This window comes from Nostoc sp. KVJ3, from assembly GCF_026127265.1.
In the GTDB taxonomy this organism is placed as follows: Bacteria; Cyanobacteriota; Cyanobacteriia; order Cyanobacteriales; family Nostocaceae; genus Nostoc.
In genome coordinates this window covers 182,496-204,865 of the sequence record NZ_WWFG01000006.1, presented here as the reverse complement: position 1 = coordinate 204,865, position 22,370 = coordinate 182,496, and the positions used below count along the sequence as shown (strand labels likewise).

Annotated in this window: 24 protein-coding genes and 1 pseudogene; 3 read left to right on the top strand and 22 right to left on the bottom strand. The window is 39.3% G+C overall.

What is annotated here, in order from left to right:
* Positions 1–3: 3 nt before the first annotated feature.
* From GTQ43_RS36690 to GTQ43_RS36645, 10 genes and pseudogenes are all read right to left on the bottom strand, one after another.
* Positions 4–354, bottom strand: coding sequence for a class I SAM-dependent methyltransferase (locus GTQ43_RS36690; protein ID WP_265277600.1), 351 nt, complete (start codon positions 352–354; stop codon positions 4–6).
* 22 nt (positions 355–376) lie between these two features.
* The gene (locus tag GTQ43_RS36685) at positions 377–1,171 is read right to left on the bottom strand and encodes a class I SAM-dependent methyltransferase (RefSeq protein WP_265277599.1); all 795 of its coding nucleotides are present in this window, start codon (positions 1,169–1,171) and stop codon (positions 377–379) included.
* Between the two features lie 11 nt (positions 1,172–1,182).
* Positions 1,183–2,418, bottom strand: coding sequence for a lipopolysaccharide biosynthesis protein (locus tag GTQ43_RS36680; protein ID WP_265277598.1), 1,236 nt, complete (start codon positions 2,416–2,418; stop codon positions 1,183–1,185).
* Between the two features lies 1 nt (position 2,419).
* Positions 2,420–3,157 carry a class I SAM-dependent methyltransferase gene (locus tag GTQ43_RS36675; protein ID WP_265277597.1) on the bottom strand — a complete coding sequence of 246 codons (738 nt, stop codon included), beginning with the start codon at positions 3,155–3,157 and terminating at the stop codon, positions 2,420–2,422.
* 109 nt (positions 3,158–3,266) lie between these two features.
* Entirely contained in the window at positions 3,267–4,205 is a 939-nt protein-coding gene (locus GTQ43_RS36670) for a class I SAM-dependent methyltransferase (protein ID WP_094344420.1), read from the bottom strand.
* Between the two features lie 5 nt (positions 4,206–4,210).
* Positions 4,211–5,242, bottom strand: coding sequence for a glycosyltransferase family protein (locus tag GTQ43_RS36665; protein WP_094344419.1), 1,032 nt, complete (start codon positions 5,240–5,242; stop codon positions 4,211–4,213).
* Positions 5,239–5,997 (bottom strand): FkbM family methyltransferase, encoded by a 759-nt coding sequence (locus GTQ43_RS36660; RefSeq protein ID WP_265277596.1) that lies wholly within the window; start codon positions 5,995–5,997, stop codon positions 5,239–5,241. The genes GTQ43_RS36665 and GTQ43_RS36660 overlap by 4 nt, the downstream gene beginning before the upstream one ends.
* 8 nt (positions 5,998–6,005) lie before the next feature.
* On the bottom strand, positions 6,006–7,169 hold the full coding sequence (locus tag GTQ43_RS36655; protein ID WP_265277595.1) for a glycosyltransferase family 4 protein: 1,164 nt from the start codon (positions 7,167–7,169) through the stop codon (positions 6,006–6,008).
* 260 nt (positions 7,170–7,429) lie between these two features.
* The gene (locus GTQ43_RS36650) at positions 7,430–9,640 is read right to left on the bottom strand and encodes a GumC family protein (protein WP_094344416.1); all 2,211 of its coding nucleotides are present in this window, start codon (positions 9,638–9,640) and stop codon (positions 7,430–7,432) included.
* A 347-nt stretch (positions 9,641–9,987) separates the two neighbouring features.
* Positions 9,988–10,131 (bottom strand): annotated as a pseudogene (locus GTQ43_RS36645) (ISKra4 family transposase); the annotation flags it as partial.
* A 411-nt stretch (positions 10,132–10,542) separates the two neighbouring features.
* On the opposite strand from GTQ43_RS36645, the gene GTQ43_RS36640 reads away from it, so the two are divergent.
* Positions 10,543–11,952 carry a sugar transferase gene (locus GTQ43_RS36640; RefSeq protein ID WP_265277594.1) on the top strand — a complete coding sequence of 470 codons (1,410 nt, stop codon included), beginning with the start codon at positions 10,543–10,545 and terminating at the stop codon, positions 11,950–11,952.
* Positions 11,949–12,959 (top strand): UDP-glucose 4-epimerase GalE, encoded by a 1,011-nt coding sequence (gene galE / locus GTQ43_RS36635; RefSeq protein ID WP_265277593.1) that lies wholly within the window; start codon positions 11,949–11,951, stop codon positions 12,957–12,959. Before GTQ43_RS36640 ends, galE begins: the two co-directional genes overlap by 4 nt.
* A 115-nt stretch (positions 12,960–13,074) precedes the next feature.
* Here the strand turns inward: galE and GTQ43_RS36630 are convergent, their stop codons facing one another.
* The 5 genes from GTQ43_RS36630 to GTQ43_RS36610 all read right to left on the bottom strand — a co-directional run bounded on the left by GTQ43_RS36630 (position 13,075) and on the right by GTQ43_RS36610 (position 17,148).
* Positions 13,075–13,332: a hypothetical protein gene (locus GTQ43_RS36630; protein ID WP_265277592.1), complete on the bottom strand. Its 258-nt coding sequence runs from the start codon at positions 13,330–13,332 to the stop codon at positions 13,075–13,077.
* A 133-nt stretch (positions 13,333–13,465) separates the two neighbouring features.
* The gene (locus GTQ43_RS36625; protein WP_265277591.1) at positions 13,466–14,815 is read right to left on the bottom strand and encodes a replicative DNA helicase; all 1,350 of its coding nucleotides are present in this window, start codon (positions 14,813–14,815) and stop codon (positions 13,466–13,468) included.
* Positions 14,816–14,817: 2 nt separating this feature from the next.
* A complete protein-coding gene (locus GTQ43_RS36620) occupies positions 14,818–15,846 on the bottom strand; it encodes a hypothetical protein (protein ID WP_265277590.1) in 1,029 nt (342 codons plus the stop codon).
* Positions 15,827–16,234, bottom strand: coding sequence for a helix-turn-helix domain-containing protein (locus GTQ43_RS36615; RefSeq protein WP_265277589.1), 408 nt, complete (start codon positions 16,232–16,234; stop codon positions 15,827–15,829). The genes GTQ43_RS36620 and GTQ43_RS36615 overlap by 20 nt, the downstream gene beginning before the upstream one ends.
* Positions 16,231–17,148: a phage Gp37/Gp68 family protein gene (locus GTQ43_RS36610; RefSeq protein WP_265277588.1), complete on the bottom strand. Its 918-nt coding sequence runs from the start codon at positions 17,146–17,148 to the stop codon at positions 16,231–16,233. Before GTQ43_RS36610 ends, GTQ43_RS36615 begins: the two co-directional genes overlap by 4 nt.
* Before the next feature lie 41 nt (positions 17,149–17,189).
* On the opposite strand from GTQ43_RS36610, the gene GTQ43_RS36605 reads away from it, so the two are divergent.
* A complete protein-coding gene (locus tag GTQ43_RS36605) occupies positions 17,190–18,146 on the top strand; it encodes a cytosolic protein (protein WP_094332120.1) in 957 nt (318 codons plus the stop codon).
* A gap of 60 nt (positions 18,147–18,206) precedes the next feature.
* Here the strand turns inward: GTQ43_RS36605 and GTQ43_RS36600 are convergent, their stop codons facing one another.
* The 7 genes from GTQ43_RS36600 to GTQ43_RS36570 form a co-directional block, all read right to left on the bottom strand.
* The gene (locus tag GTQ43_RS36600) at positions 18,207–18,812 is read right to left on the bottom strand and encodes an MT-A70 family methyltransferase (protein ID WP_265277586.1); all 606 of its coding nucleotides are present in this window, start codon (positions 18,810–18,812) and stop codon (positions 18,207–18,209) included.
* Positions 18,813–18,830: 18 nt separating this feature from the next.
* Positions 18,831–19,286 carry a hypothetical protein gene (locus GTQ43_RS36595; RefSeq protein ID WP_265277585.1) on the bottom strand — a complete coding sequence of 152 codons (456 nt, stop codon included), beginning with the start codon at positions 19,284–19,286 and terminating at the stop codon, positions 18,831–18,833.
* Between the two features lie 285 nt (positions 19,287–19,571).
* Positions 19,572–20,468, bottom strand: a complete 897-nt coding sequence (locus tag GTQ43_RS36590; RefSeq protein ID WP_265277584.1) for a hypothetical protein — start codon at positions 20,466–20,468, stop codon at positions 19,572–19,574.
* 43 nt (positions 20,469–20,511) lie between these two features.
* Complete coding sequence (locus GTQ43_RS36585; RefSeq protein ID WP_265277583.1) at positions 20,512–20,970, bottom strand: DUF1392 domain-containing protein; 459 nt, start codon at positions 20,968–20,970, stop codon at positions 20,512–20,514.
* On the bottom strand, positions 20,967–21,365 hold the full coding sequence (locus GTQ43_RS36580; RefSeq protein WP_265277582.1) for a helix-turn-helix domain-containing protein: 399 nt from the start codon (positions 21,363–21,365) through the stop codon (positions 20,967–20,969). Before GTQ43_RS36580 ends, GTQ43_RS36585 begins: the two co-directional genes overlap by 4 nt.
* Positions 21,362–21,640: a hypothetical protein gene (locus tag GTQ43_RS36575; protein ID WP_265277581.1), complete on the bottom strand. Its 279-nt coding sequence runs from the start codon at positions 21,638–21,640 to the stop codon at positions 21,362–21,364. The genes GTQ43_RS36580 and GTQ43_RS36575 overlap by 4 nt, the downstream gene beginning before the upstream one ends.
* Positions 21,641–21,765: 125 nt before the next feature.
* A complete protein-coding gene (locus tag GTQ43_RS36570) occupies positions 21,766–22,227 on the bottom strand; it encodes a hypothetical protein (protein ID WP_265277580.1) in 462 nt (153 codons plus the stop codon).
* Between the last annotated feature and the right edge of the window lie 143 nt (positions 22,228–22,370).

Below are 22,370 nucleotides of genomic sequence, written 5' to 3'. Positions count from 1 at the left end.
TTTTTAAACTACTGCGGAATCAAAACTCCCATCATTAAAAGGTAGAGACTCACCTTCTGCACAAATCAGTAATTCAGAACTGATACCTTTTTTTATACCTTGATTGATTAATGCTTGGACAGGCTCCACTCCAATAACTTTTAAGTCGGGATACTTATCAAGGAAGTACTTGACACCACGTCCTGTTCCACACCCTACATCAAGAACAGTAGTTACTTCTAAAAGATCCATAAAGGTCGAAATATACTTTAGAGCAGTATCATGTGCGCTATCTTCACCACCATGTATCTCGTCGTATTGCTCTGCTGTATCCGTATAATATTTGCGTTGTAATTTTACATCTTTTCTTATCATTCAAGCCTCCAAGGGTTTTTTATTAAAGTATTTTTTTCCCTATCACTATAAGTGATGCAGCACATCTTTCCTTGACAGATTCAGAAAGAGGAATATGAGGCATTAATATATTTCCTCCTATAAACAAGAGAGGATACAATATTTGAGAAATTAATCTAGAAGGATGTACAGCAAGAAAAGGAAAATAGTTATGAGAAAGAGTATGAATAGAAGTCAATCCAATATGCTCAAATTCTTTGCGGTGGGAAGCACAACTATAATCAATTTCAGGAATGTTGTAACCACCTAAGCGTTTATCCCTTATTATTTTTCTCATAAAATGTTTACCACAGGGAACTACTGATACAATCCAGCCATTGGGTTTAGTTAGGGAATAAAGTTTATCCCAAATTTGCTGTCGTTGTGAAAGCTCTAAGAAATGTTCTATTACTCCAACATGAAAGCACATATCATAGGACTCAGAACTTTGATAATCAAAAATGTTGGCAACTTCGACACTCGCTTTGATAGGTTGAAATTTACTAACTTCTTCTAAATAATTCTGCGCCCTTGCAACCACGCCATTGGATACATCAATTCCATGAACTTCAAATCCATTCAGGGCTAACTTCGATAGATGAATTCCTCCCCCACACCCTAACTCAAATAAGCGAGCAGGTGATGGTAGTTGTGTAATTTGTAATATTTTTTGCCAAACTCGACCAAGACGCTTAATTTTTCTCAAATCTTCTGCTGAGTAGCAGTGATGTTCATATCCTTCATGGTCTAACTCTTGTTTCCAAGCTTCACTAGCATCATAATAATTTGTGTTCATCATTAAATCCTCCGCTATATAGGTTTCATTTCTAACCTTTTATGAAAGTAAATACATACTGCTGCTTTTAAGGAAAAAGAGACTGTTATACCTAATATAATTCCCAATTCTGACAACCACATTCCTAAAACCAAGACAATTATCAACCGCAAGAATGGTTCTATTGTTTGAATTATTAAATAAGCATTGAAAGCACCTGATAGTTGCAAAGCAGAATGAAACTGCATCGCGGCAGCTTGCCCCACAACAATAACAGCAATCCAAGGAATCATCCACTCGCCACCCTCGAAACTTCTTCCCAAAAGTAACTTCATTAAAGAAGAACCTAATAAGATTCCTCCTATAACCAGAACTAACAAAAGGCATAATAAAACACTGACTGTTTTCATTAGATAACGACGTACTATATCAGGCTGTGTCCAATCTAATTTTGCTGTACTAGCACTAGTTAAGGCATTTGATACCAAGCCGACTGGTAACATGAGTGCAGTGATTCCTGTATAATGACCAAGACTCACCAAGGAACCAAAGATAGAAAAAGCCCATATATCAATTCTTGTGGAGAATGATTCTAGTGAATAAGGCAAAAAAGCATGAAAAAGAGGAGCTAGGGGAGGTCTTTCTTTACAAATTTCTCCTGTAATTATGTGATCTTTTTTAAGCCAGCCCACTCCTAAAGAAATAGTATGGATAGCAATATAAATAAATATTACTGCTTTAACAGATATAAAGTTTGTCAACAGTAAAGCAAATATTAAAAGTAGATAACTACCTTGTAATCCTATTCGCATTAAATATTGTCCATCAATATTACCAGCAGCGACGTAAATTGCAGATAGACAGCCACCGAGGAAATATATGGGGAAATTTGCATTATATATAATACTGAGCCAACGAGCATTTTCTGGAATTTTATCAAAAGCTAGGCTGGCAAATACTCCAACTGGGATAAATATTGCAGAAAGCCAACAAGCATAATATGTAGTTCTACGCCACGCTTCTCTAGGTGAAATTTGTTTTGAGGTAATTAAACCTTTTAGCAACCTGTCCCATTGACAGCTACCTAAAACAAAAATAGTTGATGGAACAAGTATCACTAATGCAAGTAAACCTCTGTCTTCAGCACCTAATGTGCGATTAAGCAATATAGAAGCAGGAAATGAGAGAGCAGACATCAGAATTTCCCAGCCAAGACTACGCGATGCTCCGGGAGTAACTTTGTCTAATATCTTAAAAAGATGTTTAGGCATATCAATTAGCCTTCACAGCATAAGCACGCATAACTCTTGTATAAATTCCTGTTGAAATACCTCCAGTTTCTACAAAATGAATTAGCTTGATTATTTGCCTGATTACACCCCAGATTCCAAATCTAACTACACCTTTTAAAGAGGTTGGTTGCGGTCCATGTTCTTGAAATTGGACATGTCCAAAACTACAGGCTAAAAGTATATGTTTTAAACTGACAGATGTATAAGTTACTTCATGAGTTAAGTCACCATAGACCACACCACCGGAGAGTGGTGAATCACCATTGGGCAGTTGCAAAATCAGACGACCACCAGGAACTAGAGCAGAGTATATAGCATCCAAAAATTTAACTGCTTCATCTTTATTAAAGTGTTCCAATATATCAAAGCCTGTAATTAGAGAAAACTTATTTGGGTTTTGCAATAGATATTCAATCGCATCAGCACAAATAACTTGAGAAAACTGCTGACGAGCAATATTAACTTGTTCTGGACTTATATCTACCCCATATAAGTCAGTAAACCCCTCAATTTGGAGTAAACTGAGAATATTACCAGATCCACAAGCAACATCCAAAACTTTACCGTTTCGAGGAATTTCCTTTAACCAATTACTCATAGCGTATTGCAGGTTTATTATATTCCGGTCATCCTGCTTATAGGGATTGGGATTTAAATCGCGCTGAAATTGCTTATTTGCTGAAACGTAATTATCATAGAGGCGTTGACGATAGTTCATTTATCTACCCACTGTAATATATTTGCATTTGCTTGGATGGCAAGAAAAAATGAGCCGTAGCTAGATAAAATGCTTTCAAGTGGATCTAGATTAATGTAATTTTTATTAATTAACTACTAGATGGTTTTAGCAAGCGGACTAGATTAGCACTAATTAAAAAATCATCTTCATATTTATTAGTATATTTATTACATAATTGCCTGAATATTTCAGAAAACTCAGTTTTAAAGGCTAAAGACTTAGGGTCTAATTGAAGAATTAAATCTTTTATTTGGAAGCCTACTTCTTGAAAAAGTTCACAGTATTCTTTACTACTTAAATGTGAAAATAAATCAAGTTCAACATAACGTCCTCCACTTTGAAAATCTTCATTAGTTTGTAAAAATGAGAGAAAGTATTTCATATATTGTTCAGAATCTAGCAATAAATGGTTAAAACAATTTTGTAAACCACCCCTTCCTGAAAAATGATCGCCGCCAGCACAAAACCACAGAGGCCCATAAGTCGCATATAAAATTCCTCCTGGCTTCAAAACGCGAAATGATTCTTTGAGAACTGATTTTAAATCTTGACAGTGTTCAAAAACTGCATCTGACGCACATAAATCTATTGATTCATCTTTGATGAATGAATGATCTTCCAAAGGAGATTGAGAAAACTCAATTTCAACATTTAATATTTTTTTACAATAATTAGTGATTTCACTCCAAGAATCTTTGAATTCAAATAAGTCAGTTGCGATAATTTTTTTAGGCTTTAACCTTGCCCAAGAAATGACATCCCAGCCAGTTCCAGTTCCTTGAACAAGGATAGTAGCTTCTCTAGTTTTGCACAAAGCTGCTCCCCAAAGACGACGAGTTTCTAAAGGCATTCCACGTCCTGGAAGTACGAGAGATGGCTGAAGAATTTTTAGAGTCTGTGTTGATAAAAATTGACTAGCATATATAGAAAGTAAAGGACGACTAAAAAAATAAAATAGACGCTTAAGTATGCTTGTCTTATGTAATTTATCTTGCTCTAACCAAGAGATATTATAGTAATTTTCCATAATGGTTACTCACAACACAAATCTAATATAGTTTTTAATCGGCTTGTATATGTATTTGTATCTTTTATGATAATTTTCATACCAGTATTTCGCATTTCTTCTCTTTCTGTAGGATTGTTCAATAACCATTTACACTTATTAGCTAAATCTTCTGGTGAGGTGAAGAAACCATAATCAGGATACCCGGCTAAAATTTCTCTATGTTCTTGAGTATCTTCATAAATTCCACATCCACCACAGGCAGCTATTTCAAATGTTCTCATGGTTGATTCATCTTTATTCCGTTTTCTGACAATACCTAGTGATAACTTAGAAAAATAAATAGCTAGCCGGAATTCATGCTCAAAAACTGCTGGTAGCTTTTGCCATTTTTTTAGATTCAGTCTATCCCAAGCTGTACCATAAATTTTTAAGTTTAATCCATTCGATGAAGATATAGCATCCAAAAAAGGAATACGTTCACTATCACCTGTACCTATAAAAGAAATATCTGCTTTAAATAAATCTTGCTCAACTTGAGAAACATTTATCGGCTGGTGACAAAGAAATGGATCATAGGCAAATGGCAAAAAATGCACTTTTTTAACTTCATGTTTAATTAACTCTGACAATATTTTTGTTTTTGTACTTATAACTAAATCATACTTTTTAAGATTAGATAGAAAAAATTCGCTACGATGGTTTGGATTCCACGGATAATCAGTTAAATAATTAACAATCTTTGTACCTATTTTAGAACAGATATCGAACACTTCATTTGTTAAAGGAAAAATTCCTGTTACTAAAACAACTTGTGGACTAAACTCATTTATACAGTTAACTATTTTTTGATTAAATGACCACCATTCTAAAGGACGTTTTCCTGATATTTTAAAAAATATTTTGCCCCATGACTGTTTCATAGATGGAGCGTAGTAATTGCAGCTTGTATTGTTGGTATCAAACAAAATGTTTAACTCTTGAAATGCTCTGGTAAATATAGAACCCAATTGATAACTTTGCGAAGTATTGCCAATAATTATTATTTTATAATTCATAATGAAAATTTATCAGGTTTTGCCAGCCATTCATCGCACCCCAATCCATATAAATCTTTATTTATTAGTGCCATAGAATAGTTATATTCATGCAAAATCACTTGACAATCATTGACTTGATTTTTCCCATGTGTAGCTAGTAATATAATTGGTCTATATTCTTGAAAAAATTTCTCTCCACCCCTCAATACATTTGCTTCAGCACCCTCAACATCTATTTTAACTAAGCTAACTGGATTATTTAAATTATCTAACGAATCTAAAGTATTCATAGAAACTTCTAAATCTCCCTTATCTGTCAAATATCCTTGTGCGTGTAAGTGAGAAGTAGCAAACTTCATTTTCCCTATTTTGTCACTGACTGCTGCTGAAATAATCTCAATATTATCTATTTTATTCAACCGTATATGCTGACGAATAAACTCAATATTTCTAGGTAATGGTTCAAAAGATATTACTTTACCTGTTGCTCCAACTAAACGGCTCAACAAGATGCTAAAAAAACCCACATTTGCACCAATATCTAAAACAGTAGTGCCTTCAAGCGATAACTCAGTCAGTAGCTTCTGCTTATCTTCTTCATACGAGCCTAGCCACATTCCATGTACTCCACTTCCTACAATCCACTTCATTCCTTTTGCTGGGCCTTGCAGGATAGGAAGTATAGATTTTGTAGGTAATAAAGATAAAGGAAGACGAAGAAACTTCCCAATTGGATTGTTTGAGCGAATATTACTAAACTTAAATGCAATCATAATATTACCTACGCAATTAATTGAACGTAAACACTTGTAGCTAGGTTACTTGGATGAGGTAATGATTTTAATTCTCTACATCGTAACTTAGGCTGCACAATTGCCTGAGAAATTATTTCCGCTAATTGTAGAGTATCAATACATGAAAAAATCCAACCATGCTTAATATTTTTTATCAAATCCTTTGCACAACCAACCTGATCACTTATAATAACTCTCAAACCAAACTGAAGGGCTTCATTAACAACTAATCCCCAGGTTTCTCCATTCTGGGAGGGGAGAATTAGTGTATCTGCCATTGCATAATATTCACCTAATTCCGACTGATTTTTAAAGCCAACAAAAATTGTTCTTTCACCTAGCTGTAATTTTACTCTTCCTTCAAATTCCTCTCTTAATTCCCCATCTCCCACAGCAAAAAACCAAGTCTTTTCTTTTTCCACTGATGATAGTTTTTCTAAGGCATCAGGAATTATTAAAGGATTTTTTGCTGGAAACATCTTGCCACAATAGATCAAAACATGGTCTTGTTCTCTAATACCTGCGTTAGCTCGTAAAGTTTCTCTCTGTGGTAGCCAAAAGTCCACCTGTTTTTGAAAAAAGTCTGTATCAATGGCGTAGTGAGCTAACGTCATACAACTCTTACTTACTCCCATCCGCAAATAATGATTTATAGAATTTGTTCCAATCGGGAAAAAATGAGTAAATTGACGATAGTAAAAAGATAAGAATAGCTGACGTATTTTATCCTTGATATAAGAACGTGATAATGCCTCATTTGTTGTTTCAGCTCTCAGCATTAACTTGTGTCCAGTTAGACCTAACAGCAAAGTGCTAACAGTAATGAAAGTAGGTGAATAAGCGAAAATCAATATAGCATCAGGTTGATAGCGATTAATTGCAGCAACAGCTTTAGTAGCTAATTTAATACCTTGTATTCCTCTTAAACCTTTCAGCGAACTTGTAGAGATGAATTCGTGTTCAAAACCTGCGGTTGGTTGGCAATCCCATTTGAATACTACGCCAAAGTTAGGATCTTCACTCGGTATTACACCATGATTACAGCCAAAAAATACTTTTACTTCTAAATCTTGTTGCTGTGCTAACTCACGAAATACAGGTGCAAAATACTGAACTGGATGAGTAACGAGAATTGCAAGTTTTATTAACATTTTAATTACTTTATCCAGTATATTTTAGGGATTCTAAATTACTTTTACAAAATATTAAGTAGCTTAGAAGTTAAAATATGGTGTACGTTGAACACCATTCGGATATTTCAAAAATCGAACAGAAATCCTCTATGAATTTTCAAACTTATGATTAAATTTCTAAATGAACCACGTTAACTTCATATTTCGCTCATAACTCTACCAACCTAAATCTTGAATCACCTCAGAGAAAACACTGGTTTATCCAAATTACTAACCATTTAAAACAGGTGCAATCCAGTGATTCTACTTAAATTCGACTTCACCTTATTTTTGTTCCCAGAATTATTCTCTCCAGACTCTGTATGAGAATAATAAGAAGTATAGTCATTGTTACCAGTAGCCATACAATTTACTACCATTCCCAACACAGGGACACGCGAATGCTCCAGTAGTGCCTTTGTAGTCTTAGCCGCAGCAGAATTAACTACACCAGGACGTACAACTAGCAACATTCCATCTGCCATTTTGCCTACTATCGAGGCATCAGCTAAAATATTTAAAGGTGGAGTGTCAATAATCACGCAATCATAATCTTGGGCTGCTTGTTTCAATAACCCATTCATACGCTGTGAGTCCAATAGTGCAGCAGGGTTAGGCGGTATGGTGCCAGAAGTGAGCAATTCTAGATTAATCACCACTTCCTTAGCAGCTTCTGCTAAGGAAGTCTGCCCCACTAAAACATTACTTAACCCCATCAAGTTAGGTTGTTGCCACATTTTGTGTTGATGGGGATGGCGCATATCTGCATCAATCAATAGCACTCGCCTTCCCATTTGGGCAGTTGCTACCGCCAAATTAGCTGCAATAAAAGATTTACCCTCATTGATCACAGAACTGCTAACCACAATTACCTTCAGTTCCTTATCAGAAAAACTGAAACCCAGGTTGATTTGAAGCATTTCAAAGGCTGCATTAACTGATGAATAAGGGTTATTTAGTACCGGTAATTCGGTTATATTCTCACCACGAGCCAGTCTAGCTTTTTGATCAAAAACCGGAATTTTTCCTAACAAGGGATAGTCCAAAAAATGTTGGGCTTCCTCTGCTGTCTTCACAGATTTGTCTCCAGCTTCTAGCAATAAAGCTACTCCAATAGCGAAGAAAAATCCTAAAAATCCCCCTAGTGCCAAATTCAAGCTAATACGAGGAGAAATTCTCTTCTTTGGAACTAAAGCATTAGAAACAATCGTGGCATTGCCTACATTTTGGTTCTCTAATACTTGAACTTCTTGCAATCGTTTGAGCATTTGTTCGTAGGTTGTTTGTGCTACCTCTAGCTGTCGTTTTACCTCTAGTTGTTCTTGTTCCAGTTTGGGTAAGCTTCTGAGACGTGCTTGATAAAGTAGAAATGCCTTCATCAACACACTAACTTGATTCTTCAATCCCAACTTTTCTACTTCCACTTGCACCAAATTAGCAGTTAGAGTCTGCTTGAGTTCTCCTATTTGTAAATCTTGCTCTGGGATAGGCTCTGAACTACCCAGAGTTTGGCTTACTCTTCCTTTTAGCTGCTCTTTGAGAGCTTGTTCTTTACTTAACAAATTAGTAATGACTGGGTGTTCATCGGTAAATCGTGATCTCTCCACAGTCAACTGATCTTGAACCTTCTGGTATTCTGATAGCACTTGCTGTACTGCTCTAGATTGACTTAAGCTACTAAGTGCCATAGCTTGCTGTGTGTTTAATGCCAATTGATTTTGCAAAGCACCAGAACGGCTTCTAGCATCTACCAACCGCGCACGGAGTTCGGTTATTTGGCTGGATAATTCATTCAGCCTCTTAACTCCTTCTTTAGCTTCTTCTTCTAAGGAAACAACCTCATATTTTTCTTTAAACCGACGCAGTGCTGCTTCCTCTTCTGTAACCTTTGCCTCAACCAGGGGTAATTGCTTGTTTAAAAATTCCCGTGCTGCTCTAGCTTCAGAACGGTTAATCCGAACATTGTTTGCTAGATAAGCACTCATCAATCTATTGATGATAGCTGTGGCTTCTTGAGGATTAGTACTACGGTAAGAAAGTTGTAAAATATCCGTCCCTCGAACACTTTTGATTTTCAAGTTATGCAGAAAATCGTCTATTTCTAAAGGTTGTCCTAGTTTATCCTTCAGTTGCAATTCAGCAATAGTTTTTTTAGTCAGAGGGTAGGAGCGAATAATTTCCGCTTCAGTTTCCAAAGGGTTAGAGACATTTGTCACTCCACTAAGTTGTCCAAGCTGCTCATTTACACCTGTCAGGGAAGAAACGCCACTTTGCTTATTAAAAAGCAGTTTACCCTCGGCTTCATAAATTGGTTTTTCACTAAAAGTAACTACCCCTGTCACTCCAAAGACCGACCCTATAATGATTAGTATCAGGAACCAACGTCTTTTTACAGTCAGCCAATACTGTTGAAAATTAATCAGGTCTTGATTGTTTTGATCGGAAAGCATAGTTTAGTTAATACTCTAATTGATACTGTTAAGGATTTAGTTTACTTCTTTGTACTGATATTAGAGCAGGGATATACATAAACTTATCCAGTATTCTCTGAAATTAGTCCATGCTGATTGCAACTGCGTCTGGAGAATATATAAAGATTTAGTCAAATGTTATCAAGGTTTTCCCAAAATAACACTACGTATTTTTACGGTTTTTTCTCCTTAATTATTTTTAACGCATTATTTTCTATTCGCTTTGTAAATTGTTTTTGAAAAAATATCAGTAGTCTTGTAGAGTGTGTTACTTCTTTACCTCGAAAATTAACAAATAAAGCCCTAGTTGTCTCAACATCACCTTACCAAAGTAGAGTTTTAGCTTTTTTAAGCCGCTTGAACGAGCGGCCAACGTTATAAAGATTTTCTTTAAGATGATACCAGTTTAAGATTTACCAGCGTTCTTGAACTATGCCAAACTCTTGGACTAAATTCCAAACTCCATTATTTTAAAATAATCTCTTTAAATACAATTCTAATATTTACGTAATTACCACATGGTTAGATAGCTAAAATCAAGGTTAGAAATAAAAAGTTAATAAAGAATGCGATCCTTCGATTAAACTCACACAAAGTTTATTTGTTTAGTTATTAAAACCAAGCTTTTGTCTTCGATTGCTCATCATATAGTTTCCTAACGGGCTTTGAATTATTTTAAAATCTTGAAATTTGAAATCGTAACCTTTCATGCTCTCCCTAGCTCTCAACGAGAAATCAAGAGTTCCGATTTGCCGGTGGAGGAGTGAATAATTACTTGAAATCTTGAAATCTGATGCTAAAAGTTTCAGGATAATCATTGCTTACATCTGATTCTGTTATGTCTCTGCTGTAATCTTTCTAATCTTTAGTAATCTATGCAAATGAATACTACTCTTGCTGTTGGCAAAAAAAAACAGAAGTTATATCAAACAGACAAGATCCTTTGTATATTACTGCTATTAGGGGATATTGTGGGTTTATTGTTAAGTTTGTCTCTCTGTTTATGGTTACAATTGCGTCAAAATCTGAATAGTTTTGACCCTTTAAATTATTTATTTATTTTCCTAGTTCTCGCAGGGCTGTATTTAGCAGATACTTACCATCCAGATACCCAAATAGCAGGGTTACGCGCTCCATCCCGCATTTTGATTAGTAGTGTTGTTGTTGGTAGCATTATTGCATCTCTCATTTACTTTACTGGTGTTTGGGGGAAAGATATGGTCTTTAAACGAGGAATTTTGCTCTCAAGCTTAGGCATATTTACCGTCTGGGCTATGGCATCAAGAATATGGGCAGTCAAGTGGGTGCGATCGCAAGCTCAACACAGTCGTTGGCTAATTTTGGGCGCAGATAAAAAAGCCATTCTATTTGGCAAAACTTTTCTAGAATGCAGTTCATTAGGACAGTTGGTTGTTCTAATAACATCACAGCAGAAGATCAATGAGTTAGCAAAAAGTAATCGAGTTTCTGCGGGGAGCCTCAATGACTTACCCCAATGGAGCCAACAAGCTTGGTCAGGGGTAGTAGTAACAAGCCCGATGGAATTATCGGATGCACAGACACAGCAGTTGATGCAGTTACGTTTATCTGGTGTCTCCATCTATGGGATTCCTGATATTTGTGAAACCTTATGGTACAAACTTCCCTCATTTCTGCTTCAAGATAACTGGCTGGCTTTTGGTGCTGGTTTTAATTTAGCCTCTGACAGCATTAGTCAAAAGCTGAAGCGGTTATTAGATATTATTCTGGCATGGTCATTATTTCTGTTTTTCTCTCCACTGATGTTGCTAGTAGTACTGGCAATTAAGTTAGATAGTCCAGGCTCAGTGTTCTACACACAGATACGGACTGGTTTGGAAGGAAAGCCTTTTAGAGTTTACAAATTTCGTTCCATGTATCAGGATGCCGAAAAACGGGGAGCGCAGTGGGCCAACGAAAGAGATCCTCGGATTACCACAGTAGGACGCTGGTTACGCCTAACTAGAATCGATGAACTACCACAGATTTTAAACGTTCTTTGGGGAGAAATGAGCCTCATTGGCCCCCGTCCAGAACGACCAGAATTTGATATCAAGCTGCGACAAGAAATTCCCTACTATGACTTACGTTATGTCGTTAAACCGGGAATCACAGGCTGGGCACAGGTTATGTACCCCTATGGTGCATCAGTAGAGGATGCTTACGAGAAATTAGCTTACGACCTCTACTACATCAAAAATTATTCCCTAGCTTTGGATTTAGCGATCGTCTTTAAAACCATTCGAGTAGTATTACTAGGTAAAGGCAGATGAATAAAAAAGTCTTAGTCACTGGTGGAGCAGGATACATTGGCTCCCATGTAGTTCGTCAATTGGGCGAGGCTGGTTACGATGTTGTGGTGTATGACAACTGTTCTACAGGTTCACCCCAAGCAGTATTGCATGGTGAGTTAATTATTGGTGATTTAAAAGATTCAGAATCTCTTTGGCAGGTATTTTCTCAACATCAATTTGCGGCAGTGTTACACTTTGCTGCCAGTCTGAATGTATCCGAATCTGTTTCTCATCCTTTAGACTATTACGCTAACAATACTCGCAACACGCTAAATTTACTCCGTTGTTGCAACAACATGGGTGTGAAGCAAATTATCTTTTCCAGTACAGCAGCTGTCTATGGACAACCAGAAACCACTCCTGTGAGCGAATCTACACCAACTGAACCGATTAACCCCTATGGGCGATCAAAACTTTCTTGTGAATGGCTGATTCGTGACTATGCAAACGCTTCTGATTTCCGTTACGTAATTTTACGATACTTTAATGTTGCCGGAGCAGAACCTGGTAGGCGATTGGGGCAGGTGTCAAAAGAAGTATCTCATTTAATTGGAGCTACCTGTAATGCTGCACTCAAACGCAGGCTAGGAGTACAAATTTTTGGTACGGATTTTCCAACACCCGATGGAACGGCAATTAGAGACTATATTCATGTTGAAGACCTAGCAACAGCACATCTGGATGCTTTGGCTTATCTGGAGCAAGGTAACGAAAGCCAAATTCTCAATTGTGGTTATGGGCAAGGTTACAGTGTCCGTCAAGTTATCGAACGGGTTAAGCTTATTTCTGGGGTAGATTTTCCGGTCATTGAAACAGAACGTCGCCCTGGCGATCCTGCTTGTGTGATAGCTAGTGCTGATAAAATCCGTAAATTCCTGGGCTGGCAACCAAAATATAATGACTTAGATCAAATTGTCTACACTACCCTAGCCTGGGAAATGCAGAAGAAAGATTTGATGTTAAAATCACTAGCTGCGGTTGCATAGGCTAAGAGGCGTTGAAGAAGGCAGGAGGCAGCTATGCTGAGGGCAGAAGGAACTTTTTCGTCGGGGATTTAGACCCCGCACGCCAGTTCACGCCAGTCGCTACCCTACGGGAACGCTAAGAGCGAACAAGTCGGGCATTATCTTGCCCATGACGACTGTGCATCTGACGCTGATGTTCTAAAAACGACTCGCACTGCATAAAACATACTGAAAATGCCCCCAAGACAGTATCTTTGATGCTGTAGCGAGTCGCATTACTGGTTTGCCTGGGGTCTTTCATTTCAGCGATCGCTCGTTGGAGAAATCCCAGCATTACTCCAAAACTCAGTGTCATCGGCTCCATCTCGATGCCCTTAAAGAGATACTCCTTCATCCTCAAGCTCAACTGTACCCCTTGTCAAAATTTGAATTTGGAATTGCTGGACTGAAAGTCCTTTCATTGGTTTTAAAACTCCAGTAATTGAATGTATGCGTCTAATGCCGCGATCGCTGGATCTGGCTGTAAATTACCTGGCCAAGTTCAAAAATTTCGAGGTCGATAAATCGCACAACATCGTCGCAGTGCCGAGCTTACCGTAAAGGCGGTTTTTCTCAACAATCAACTCGATAGTGCGGTCGCTTGGGTCTTTTGTGTAAACAGCATCCCGGTAAAGCATGATTAACTGGTCGCATACCTCGAAGATTTCACCAGAGTTGCGGAGTAAATGACGATTAGGGCGTTTATCAGCCGTTGTTTGATTGCCCCGATTGATTTGACAGCCCAAGAAAACAGGGATTTTGTGAGACTTGGCAATATCCCGAATCTGGCGGGTAATCTTGCCGACTTCAAAGGCCATGTTTCCGCCCGATTCCAGAGGAATCTGCTGCAAGTAATCAATAAACACAGCACCAATAGAACCACCAAATTCGGCAATAGCACGACGCACAGCAGAAGCAATCATTGTGGTTGTAGGGGAGGAATGCTCGTAAACCTTCCAAGGCAGTTCCACCATTTGTCCTATGCCTTGTGCTATTTGCTCCCAGTAGCATTGCGTATTGGTTTGAATCATAGAAGCGTCTACGCCTGTGATTCGGGCTAGCATTCGGGCATTAAGTTGATTCTTGTCCATTTCTGGAGTTACATATAGAACTGGTTTTCCAAGTTTGGTCATGATTTCGTAAGCGTAAGAAATCATGAAGTGAGTTTTGCCCATGTGGGATTCAGCTGCTACTACTACCAAGCTGCTGGGATAAATGCCACCGGTGATGTTTTCGAGGTCGTACCAGCCAACTCTGTCACCTGCCATACTTCCCATCTCCAGTTTTTGAAAAAGTTCAATGCCCATATCTTGCGCTGAGAAAACCTTGCAGCGTTCATCGCTTTGATTTTGGGTAACGGTGAAAACTTTCGCCTCAGCTTGCCCAAGGACAAGTGGTAGTTCAGTTTCTGTTTCGTAACCGAGATGGACAATTTCATTGCCCACTTTGATTAGCTGCCGCCGTCGATATTTCTCCATTACCAAATCAGCCAAAGCATCGATGTTAACGGCGGACACAGTGCGGTCTACCAGAGTCGCTAGCTTATTTCTGCCACCAATGCGGTTTAGCAAATTGTGGTCAGACAACCATGCGGTGACGCTTAGTAAATCTGTAGGTTGGTATGTAGCATGAAGTCGGACTGCGGCTTGATAAATATCTTTATGGGCGCTGATGTAAAAAGCTTCAATGCTTAGGCGATCGCTGATTCTAGTCATCGCTTCTGGGTCAAGCATAATCCCGCCCAAAATCGCTTCTTCAGCTTCGATGTTTTGTGGAGGCAAACCTGAAACTGGATAGTTAGAGCCAAAAGGAATTACGTTGTCTTGATTAGAGTGCATAATCATGCTCTTAGTGCTAATTTTAACTGCGCTTCAACTTCTCGCAAATTCGTGGAAGATGGTCTGGTGTTGCTCGGAACTTTTGGCTCATTTGCTTTGGCTTGAAGTTTCGCTTTTAGCTCCAGCATTTGTGGGCTGTGTTGATACTCATTGGATGGAGCCTGCTTTGATTGCTCTTGCTGACGGCGTATTCGGTCTTGTCGTAAGGCATCTTCGAGCGAACTGCTAGTGATATTTTTTACTTTGTGAGCCAAAGCAGTGCGCTGTTGAGGTAGGGGCTGTTTTTCTGTTTGCAATGCCTGGTTATAGCGCTGCATCAGGTTCGTCCATCCCCCTTTGGTTTTCTCCCAGGTGTTCATGACTGCGATCGCATGATCTATTTCCTGTCGTGCGGAGCGTTTTGATTTCGTTGCTAATTCTTGTGCTAGGAAGTCCACGACTATCGGATTGAAGTTCTGGTACAAGTTATTTAGCTTTCGCTCTCCATTGCGCCAAGGTAAAACCCAGCAATTCCACTTGATTGAGTCTCTAACAAGTAGGGGCACACAATCATCACTCATAGCAGTCGGGTCTGTTAGCCAAGCATCAATCAGTTCTTTCACATTCCGGGCTGTCTTGTAGGGACAGGTTAGTTGCGGCTTATTCGATTGTTCGGATTTATCGAATGACCCCGGCGCAATAGTTGATCCACTTGAGGGGTTATCGGTTTGTTGCGAAGACTCGGAATTTTTTGACAACAAAGCGGGTTGTTGTGGGGTTGGTTCTTCTAAGTTTGGTTTTTCGAGTTCAATTTCTTTCGTTGTTAAATCAACTTCTTCTTTTTCACACACACATTTTTGGGTGGGGGGCGCGGGTGGCGAAGCCAGGGGCGCGTTCTTGAGTGGATAGACTTCAATTGGATAATCTTTAATTGGATAATCTTTGGGTGTCCCCCCAGCACTACCGGGGTGTTCCCCCAACACTACCGGGGGTGTTCCCCCAGCACTACCGGGGTGTCCCCCAGCACTCCCCCTAGTGTCCCCCAACACCACCTAAATCTTTCTTTCCTCTAATTAAGGAAGACGGTTTTAATGGATTAGGGAACCAGTCTTCCATGTCCGTAAGACTGTAATGATTTGATGTTTGTAGCCCGTTGTTCTCCCTGCTGGTTTTTGTGATCAAATTCCAACAGATAAGTTCATTTACTGCTGCGATCGCTTTTCGCCGTAAAGTGTCGGTTGGTGAATTTGGAAAAGACCCTCGAAAGCAGAACTCACCAATGGATTTGTAGGAAGGGAAAGCATTGTTGTCACAACCGGCTCGACGGCACAAGTGGCAGTAAACACGATATGCCTCCATTGTTAATGGCAAATCGTCAAGCTTACTATCCATATAAATATGGTGTTTTCTTCTGTTATCGCTAAAGCTGTCGGTAGTCATCTTTTAAATCCTCCAGCAATGTTTATTTTTTTTGTTAAACTCATCGTTAGAACCCTACAAAAAACTTTTCCTTCCCCGCCTGTGAAAAACAGTGTGGGGGATTTGCTTTTACTCTCGTACCGGAACAGGAAATTCCCTAACCTGTAATTCTTGTGGAAACTCTTCAATGTCTCCCCTTTTTTGTCACGGGTTTTGAATCGCTGTCCCCCAAATATTGCATTCGCCCCCAACTGCTTCACAAACACAGGTGTTTTAGCTGCGTGACATTGTTGGACAATTGATTCGAGCCATTCGATGTGGCATGGTCTGGAATTTGGGCCAGACTCACCACCAATAATGACTAACTGAGCATCATTCAAATAGTGAGTGATATCACCCAAATCTTCTAGTAATGGTTCAACTGACCAGAACCGAATTAAAGCCGGAATTTGAGCAAGAAATTGACTACGTTCTTCTAAAGTGCGGCGATTCTCAATCGAAGTTCCTGGCCAAATATTTAAAGGTAGCTTGTCTAGTCCATGACAGGAGAGCCATTCATCCATAGATGACAGCATGATTTCTGGGCGTTTGGTGAGAATCTGAAATACTTGATTGGGAGCAACGAACATTCCATCTAGCATTTCATGTTGCCACAAACGCGGAACCCATTCACCGAAAACATCAGTCATTGAAGAAACGAAATGCTTCTTAGGTTTCCTTTGGAATCCCCATTTCCGAATAGCTTCTGTATCTAACACTAGTTCTGGTGGTTGCCCAGAGTAGGGTTGCTTATTCCCACCAAAGAAAGAATTTTGATTCAGCTTTTCGCTATAGCAATTTTTACATCCCTCTGAGATTTTTTGACACCACCAACCGCCTCCCTTGGCACGGATGATATTATCTGTTAAGTCTGTCCATTCTATGTTTGTTGGCATGATTACTTCTCTCTTATTAACTTGAAATTAAACAGTTGAGTATGACTAATAAAACACCTCTTACGGAATATGATTCCCCGTGGAAGCAGATGTTGCAGTTGTATTTTGAAGACTTCATGCAATTCTTTTTTCCTCAAGCCCATGCTCACATTGATTGGAGTAGAGGTTTCGAGTTTCTAGATCAAGAGTTACAACAAGTAGTTCGTGATGCTGAATTAGGAAAACGACTAATTGATAAATTGGTGAAAATCTATCGCATTGGGGGCGAAGAATCTTGGCTTTTGATTCATATAGAAATCCAAAGTCAAGAGGAAACCGATTTTCCTAAACGGATGTTTGTTTACAACTATCGAATATTTGACCGTTACGATCGCTCTGTTGCATCATGCGCGATACTGGGGGATGACAACATCAACTGGCGGCCATCGCAGTTTGGGTACGATTTGTTTGGTTGTACGGTTGATTTTCAGTTTCCTGTAATCAAGCTGCTAGACTATAAACAAAGGTTGTCGGAGCTAGAAGCCAGTCGTAACCCCTTTGCTACAGTGGTAATGGCTCATTTGGCAGCAGTGCAAACCCGCAGTAATAGGTCGCAAAGGAAACAATCAAAACTGAATTTAGTGCGTCGGTTGTATGAGCAAGGGTTTGAACGCGAGGCTGTTGTTAACCTTTTGGCTTTTATTGATTGGATGCTAACGTTACCATTGGATTTAGAACTAGAGTTTAAAAGAGAAGTCGAACAATTGGAGGCACAACTGCGTATGCAGTACGTTACTAGTTTTGAGAGAATTGCTCGAATAGAATCTTTATTAAAAGGCATAGCTTTGGGATTAAAACTCAAATTTGGAACACCTGGACAAAACTTATTACCTGAAATTGAGCTTCTTGAAGATTTCAGATTGCTGGAATCAATCTTGTCAGCAATAGAAACAGCAGATACTGTGGATGAATTGCGTTCTATTTATCAGACAGCAGATGACACACCGTCAGAAAATTAGAATTGTTTGATATTTGATTTTCAAGGTTCAGCAAGTTTTGAGTGCCGAAATTAGCGTTAATTAAGCACTCAATGAAGTATCGTTATCAATTTCTGCACCCAGATGATCAAACAGATCCGCCTGATCACCCCAACAATCCCAGTCAACTCTAGACGAACGTGCGAACATCTCCAGCTTGGTCATATCAGGACACAGCTTTTCTACAAGTTCAAAAAACTGTTCGGGCTTACGTGAATGCTCACGACGGGGTGAGTGTAAAATGCTTGACTGGTTTGTGAGTGTCCGTCCAGCAAAAGCTTTCACATTCCCACGAACAGCCAAAGCGCAATGTTCAGTCGAATTCCGCAACCAATGACCGACACCTAGATGTGTTTTAGTACCATCTTTGGTGACTTTTTCCCAAGTCAAAATAGTCTTGAGTTCAAATCCCCATGTTTGCAAGCATTGAGCAGCTTCTACCATGTGATTATTTGTGTACCAAAGCCAAAGAACTGACCCCGTGGGATTGCTTAAGTCTGGAACAGGCAATGACAGTATTTCTTCTATGTGCATTGGCTTGTAGTTAATGCGGTTTCGGTGAGTTTTATCCTGATTTCTCAGCCTATAGAACCAGGGAGGGTCAATCACGATGCACTGGTATTGACCTTCTAATGTCGTTAGTCTCATGTTTGACTCCTGTTATTTTCAAACTTGTTCTAGAAATTCAATGTGGCTTAAAGTCTGAAGTTCAACAGCTAATCCACTTAAGAAATTTTGGAGTTCGATTGTTGCTAATTCTTTGGATATCTCTTTTTCTGATGTGTAAATAAGTTGCTTGTGATGCCCAAAGTAAATTTCTGTACGAGTTAAGTTTTGCTCTGTATCAGTTAACAGAGTCAAAGTAAATCTTCCAAGTTTGCAGAAGTAATACTGACGGCGATCGCAAGGGTTGCCTTCATGCCAAGTAATATAAGGTTTTGAATCAATGTGAGCGCTAATAGATTCAAAATCAACGTGGAAAATGTTCATCTCAGTCAGCATCTCGCCACTGTTATAGCGGTCTGTTATATGCTGCTTAATTGCTGTTACTGCTAAACCGTCAGGAATATTAATGTGAGCTTCCGATGTGATTTTTTCAACTACTGTAACTATAGCTTTCATTGTTGTTACTCTAGAGATGCAATGAGTGTTTTTGTGTGGCGATTGTTACTTATTGAGCGGCAATCGCTTTTTATTTTGATTGTTAGGAATCTTGAAGTGACGACACTTTCTCAGATGTGTATTATTTGCTAGAGAAGTCATCCTTGTAACAAATAATTTCAAAATACTGTTAGTTGCTTGACTGCATGAAAGAGAAACTTTTAATGTTATTGGTAATATTCGATGCTTTAGCAATAACTTGCATCTTTAAATTAGCGAACGTTCCTGTGGTGGGGGTGTTCGCTTTCATTTAGCCAGCGCTGGTTCCTTTTTGCTAGCGAAAGCACCAGCCTGCCTTAGCGCTGCACCGGGGCTTGGGTGAGTGAAAAATTCTTCTATAGCTTTGGTCAACCCAGCCGCAACAGCCGGCTCGTGACAAGCGTAGACATAAATGGGCTGTTGAACACCATTGACCAATCGTGTTTCTTGGCGATCGCCTAACTGTGGGTAAAATGTTCTCACCCATGTACCCAAGTGTCCGCGATAGTGAGGGCCATTGATAGGGACTTTCTTTCCAAGTTCGCTCTCTGCAAAGTTGACTACGCCGAGCCAGCGTTCTTCTGAAGGGGTTAGCAATTTCCTGTTGTGTTCTGCCAGAAGATTCCCGGCATAGTCTTTGAATTGCTGTTCCATGTACGGGTTGAGTCTGCCACCGGTTAACTCAGCTAAAGTTTTCATTGCCAGGACAAGAGTATGCAATCGTTGTTCAACTGGGGGGAGGGCTGGTGTGGAAGGTTGTTCTTGTGGTTGAGTAGCAGGTTTTGTCCAGCCCATAATGTCTTGCATCCAGGCGCGAACACCGATACTTTCAAATGCTTCACAGGCTAATCTTGCTTGTTCACTGCATCTTTTCCCCGCTTCGTAACCGTAATAGTGAAGTATAGTTGCTACAGCTATATCAGGGATGCCGGACTGTGACCATCCTAAAATGTCAACACCTTCAAAGCCTTTACGGGCAAGCTTTTCAACCATTTTAGAGCGAGAATTGTCAACGGCTGTTTTGAGACTTCTGAATAATCCAGCAGCATCAACCCCAGCTAATCTTGCTGTTGCACGAAGGCTAGCCTTACCTTGTCCATTAGAGTCAACAGTAATCTCTTGCTTTATCTGTTCGATAATTTGAGCGATTTCGATTTGTGACATAACTTTAGTTGGGTGATAATTTTTCCTTGTTGATTAGAGAGAATTAGACATTCACGCGCACCAAACTTTTTTCACCAACCAGTGAGAAACGATTAGATATAGTCCGTGATTGAGTTAAGGTTGGCGACGCTAATTCAACAAGGTAAAACCAAGAATTATGTACCAGTGCAATCCCCAAAATCAGCCGTTGTTTTGTTCCCTTATCGTGAGAACAGAGGATTACTCTTTCGCCCAGAACAAAAACAGGTTTTTGAACGTTGAGGGTTTCTAATTCTCCAGTCCCGATGATTTGGTTTTGTGTGGCGTGGAGTATTTCATTACGGCAGTCAATTGAATAAATCCAGCACTCATGCTTCCATTGCATAGCGCAGCAGTAGCCAAATGTTCTTGTTGTGCGGAGAAAAACTCTCTCCAGTAAATTAACTGCAACAGGCGGAATTGTTTGTCCCCAAGGCGGGGAGAGATACCAACTTGTTTGAAGTGCATTAATATGGTCAATCATGCTTGTTTCCCTAATAGGTAATTAATCGCTTCAACATCAAGAGCGGCAATGCGTTTTTTAATTGATTGTGGCGGGTTGTCAAAAAACTGCTTAAGATGCCATTTCCGAATTTGATAATGTCTGGCAGAACGTTTTGTAGCTTTGAGCCATCCTCTTTTTACCCACCTTGTAACAGTTGAGAAATTCAATTGGAGAACTTGAGCAATTTCCTGGCAGCTATAATTATCAAGAGTGGGACGGGCTGAATAGCCTAAGCTATTTAATTTCAGATAAATTGCAATTGGTGTGCGTTGATATCCTCGCCTTTTTAGGATTGAAGCTATTTGCTTAACTGTATAGACTTCAGCTTTCGCCTCAATAATTGCGAGTTCTTCATCAGTCCATTTGATACTCATCTGATTACCTCCTTCTCTGAAGAGATAGAATTAGTGTCTACCTGTCCTTGTACAATCCGAGCGCTGATTGATTCAAAGTCAACTTGAAAGATGTTCATATCTGTGGACATTTCCCCAGTTTTGTAGCGGTCTACGATGTGTTGTCTGATTGCGGATTGATTTAGCCCATCAGGGATATCGATGTGCGCTTCACTGATGATTTTTTCGACTACTGTGACATAGAGATAAATCGGTTCGGGAGGGTTGCATAAACCTAGTTTTATTTCAGTAACCATGTTCACCTCGGTTAAAGTTTCATTGATTAGTGTTCTGTGTGCAATAATGGGAATTCTGTAGCGGGAGAAAAACTTCCGTGCGTTCACCTAAAGTAATGGCATTCCTTTAGGTGAACGCTTTTTTACTAATTAGAAGGTTCTCGATTAGGCTCTAACTCCCATTGCAAATAAGCCAGTGCAGTTTGAGCATCGGCAATGTTTAAGTCAGGGGTATATCCCAAGTCCAACAGTTGTCTGTAGTCTGGGTGCGTAGCAATAAGGGATATTAGAGTTTGAGCTTGTTCAACTAATTGGTGGAGGCTGGGGCTAGACATTTCAATACCCAGCCGTGAGCATAAATCCTGCCTTCGGCACGCTCCGCGAACAGCTTTAACACCTATTGTTCCTGGTTCAATTTCGGTTTCTAACTCTTCAAGCAGAGATTGAAAATTCGGGTGTTCATCGTTGATTTCAATCTCAAATAAATCTGCACTCTTTGTAACGACGGTTGCCCAATCTGGCAGAGTAGCTGAAATGGTCTTCGCGTAAAGTTTCATGATTTTTCCTGATTTTGTCAGATTGGAAGTGATGCTTAAATCTTCATTCATTTCCTGTTATTGACAAGTTAAAAAGGCTCTAGCACTAACAACAAAAATCCCTAGACAGTGTTCTATTTATAGAAAAATAAAACTGTCTGTATAGCTTTCACTTTTCTGTGCGCTGTTCCAAAGCAAAGCGAGGGTAGCCCCAG

Excerpts from the sequence above, each read along its gene's own strand:
- GTQ43_RS36690 (WP_265277600.1), bottom strand. The coding sequence starts at position 354 with ATGATAAGAAAAGATGTAAAATTACAACGCAAATATTATACGGATACA.
- GTQ43_RS36685 (WP_265277599.1), bottom strand. The coding sequence starts at position 1,171 with ATGATGAACACAAATTATTATGATGCTAGTGAAGCTTGGAAACAAGAG.
- GTQ43_RS36680 (WP_265277598.1), bottom strand. The coding sequence starts at position 2,418 with ATGCCTAAACATCTTTTTAAGATATTAGACAAAGTTACTCCCGGAGCA.
- GTQ43_RS36675 (WP_265277597.1), bottom strand. The coding sequence starts at position 3,157 with ATGAACTATCGTCAACGCCTCTATGATAATTACGTTTCAGCAAATAAG.
- GTQ43_RS36670 (WP_094344420.1), bottom strand. The coding sequence starts at position 4,205 with ATGGAAAATTACTATAATATCTCTTGGTTAGAGCAAGATAAATTACAT.
- GTQ43_RS36665 (WP_094344419.1), bottom strand. The coding sequence starts at position 5,242 with ATGAATTATAAAATAATAATTATTGGCAATACTTCGCAAAGTTATCAA.
- GTQ43_RS36660 (WP_265277596.1), bottom strand. The coding sequence starts at position 5,997 with ATGATTGCATTTAAGTTTAGTAATATTCGCTCAAACAATCCAATTGGG.
- GTQ43_RS36655 (WP_265277595.1), bottom strand. The coding sequence starts at position 7,169 with ATGTTAATAAAACTTGCAATTCTCGTTACTCATCCAGTTCAGTATTTT.
- GTQ43_RS36650 (WP_094344416.1), bottom strand. The coding sequence starts at position 9,640 with ATGCTTTCCGATCAAAACAATCAAGACCTGATTAATTTTCAACAGTAT.
- GTQ43_RS36640 (WP_265277594.1), top strand. The coding sequence starts at position 10,543 with ATGAATACTACTCTTGCTGTTGGCAAAAAAAAACAGAAGTTATATCAA.
- galE (WP_265277593.1), top strand. The coding sequence starts at position 11,949 with ATGAATAAAAAAGTCTTAGTCACTGGTGGAGCAGGATACATTGGCTCC.
- GTQ43_RS36630 (WP_265277592.1), bottom strand. The coding sequence starts at position 13,332 with ATGAAGGAGTATCTCTTTAAGGGCATCGAGATGGAGCCGATGACACTG.
- GTQ43_RS36625 (WP_265277591.1), bottom strand. The coding sequence starts at position 14,815 with ATGCACTCTAATCAAGACAACGTAATTCCTTTTGGCTCTAACTATCCA.
- GTQ43_RS36615 (WP_265277589.1), bottom strand. The coding sequence starts at position 16,234 with ATGACTACCGACAGCTTTAGCGATAACAGAAGAAAACACCATATTTAT.
- GTQ43_RS36610 (WP_265277588.1), bottom strand. The coding sequence starts at position 17,148 with ATGCCAACAAACATAGAATGGACAGACTTAACAGATAATATCATCCGT.
- GTQ43_RS36605 (WP_094332120.1), top strand. The coding sequence starts at position 17,190 with ATGACTAATAAAACACCTCTTACGGAATATGATTCCCCGTGGAAGCAG.
- GTQ43_RS36600 (WP_265277586.1), bottom strand. The coding sequence starts at position 18,812 with ATGAGACTAACGACATTAGAAGGTCAATACCAGTGCATCGTGATTGAC.
- GTQ43_RS36595 (WP_265277585.1), bottom strand. The coding sequence starts at position 19,286 with ATGAAAGCTATAGTTACAGTAGTTGAAAAAATCACATCGGAAGCTCAC.
- GTQ43_RS36590 (WP_265277584.1), bottom strand. The coding sequence starts at position 20,468 with ATGTCACAAATCGAAATCGCTCAAATTATCGAACAGATAAAGCAAGAG.
- GTQ43_RS36585 (WP_265277583.1), bottom strand. The coding sequence starts at position 20,970 with ATGATTGACCATATTAATGCACTTCAAACAAGTTGGTATCTCTCCCCG.
- GTQ43_RS36580 (WP_265277582.1), bottom strand. The coding sequence starts at position 21,365 with ATGAGTATCAAATGGACTGATGAAGAACTCGCAATTATTGAGGCGAAA.
- GTQ43_RS36575 (WP_265277581.1), bottom strand. The coding sequence starts at position 21,640 with ATGGTTACTGAAATAAAACTAGGTTTATGCAACCCTCCCGAACCGATT.
- GTQ43_RS36570 (WP_265277580.1), bottom strand. The coding sequence starts at position 22,227 with ATGAATGAAGATTTAAGCATCACTTCCAATCTGACAAAATCAGGAAAA.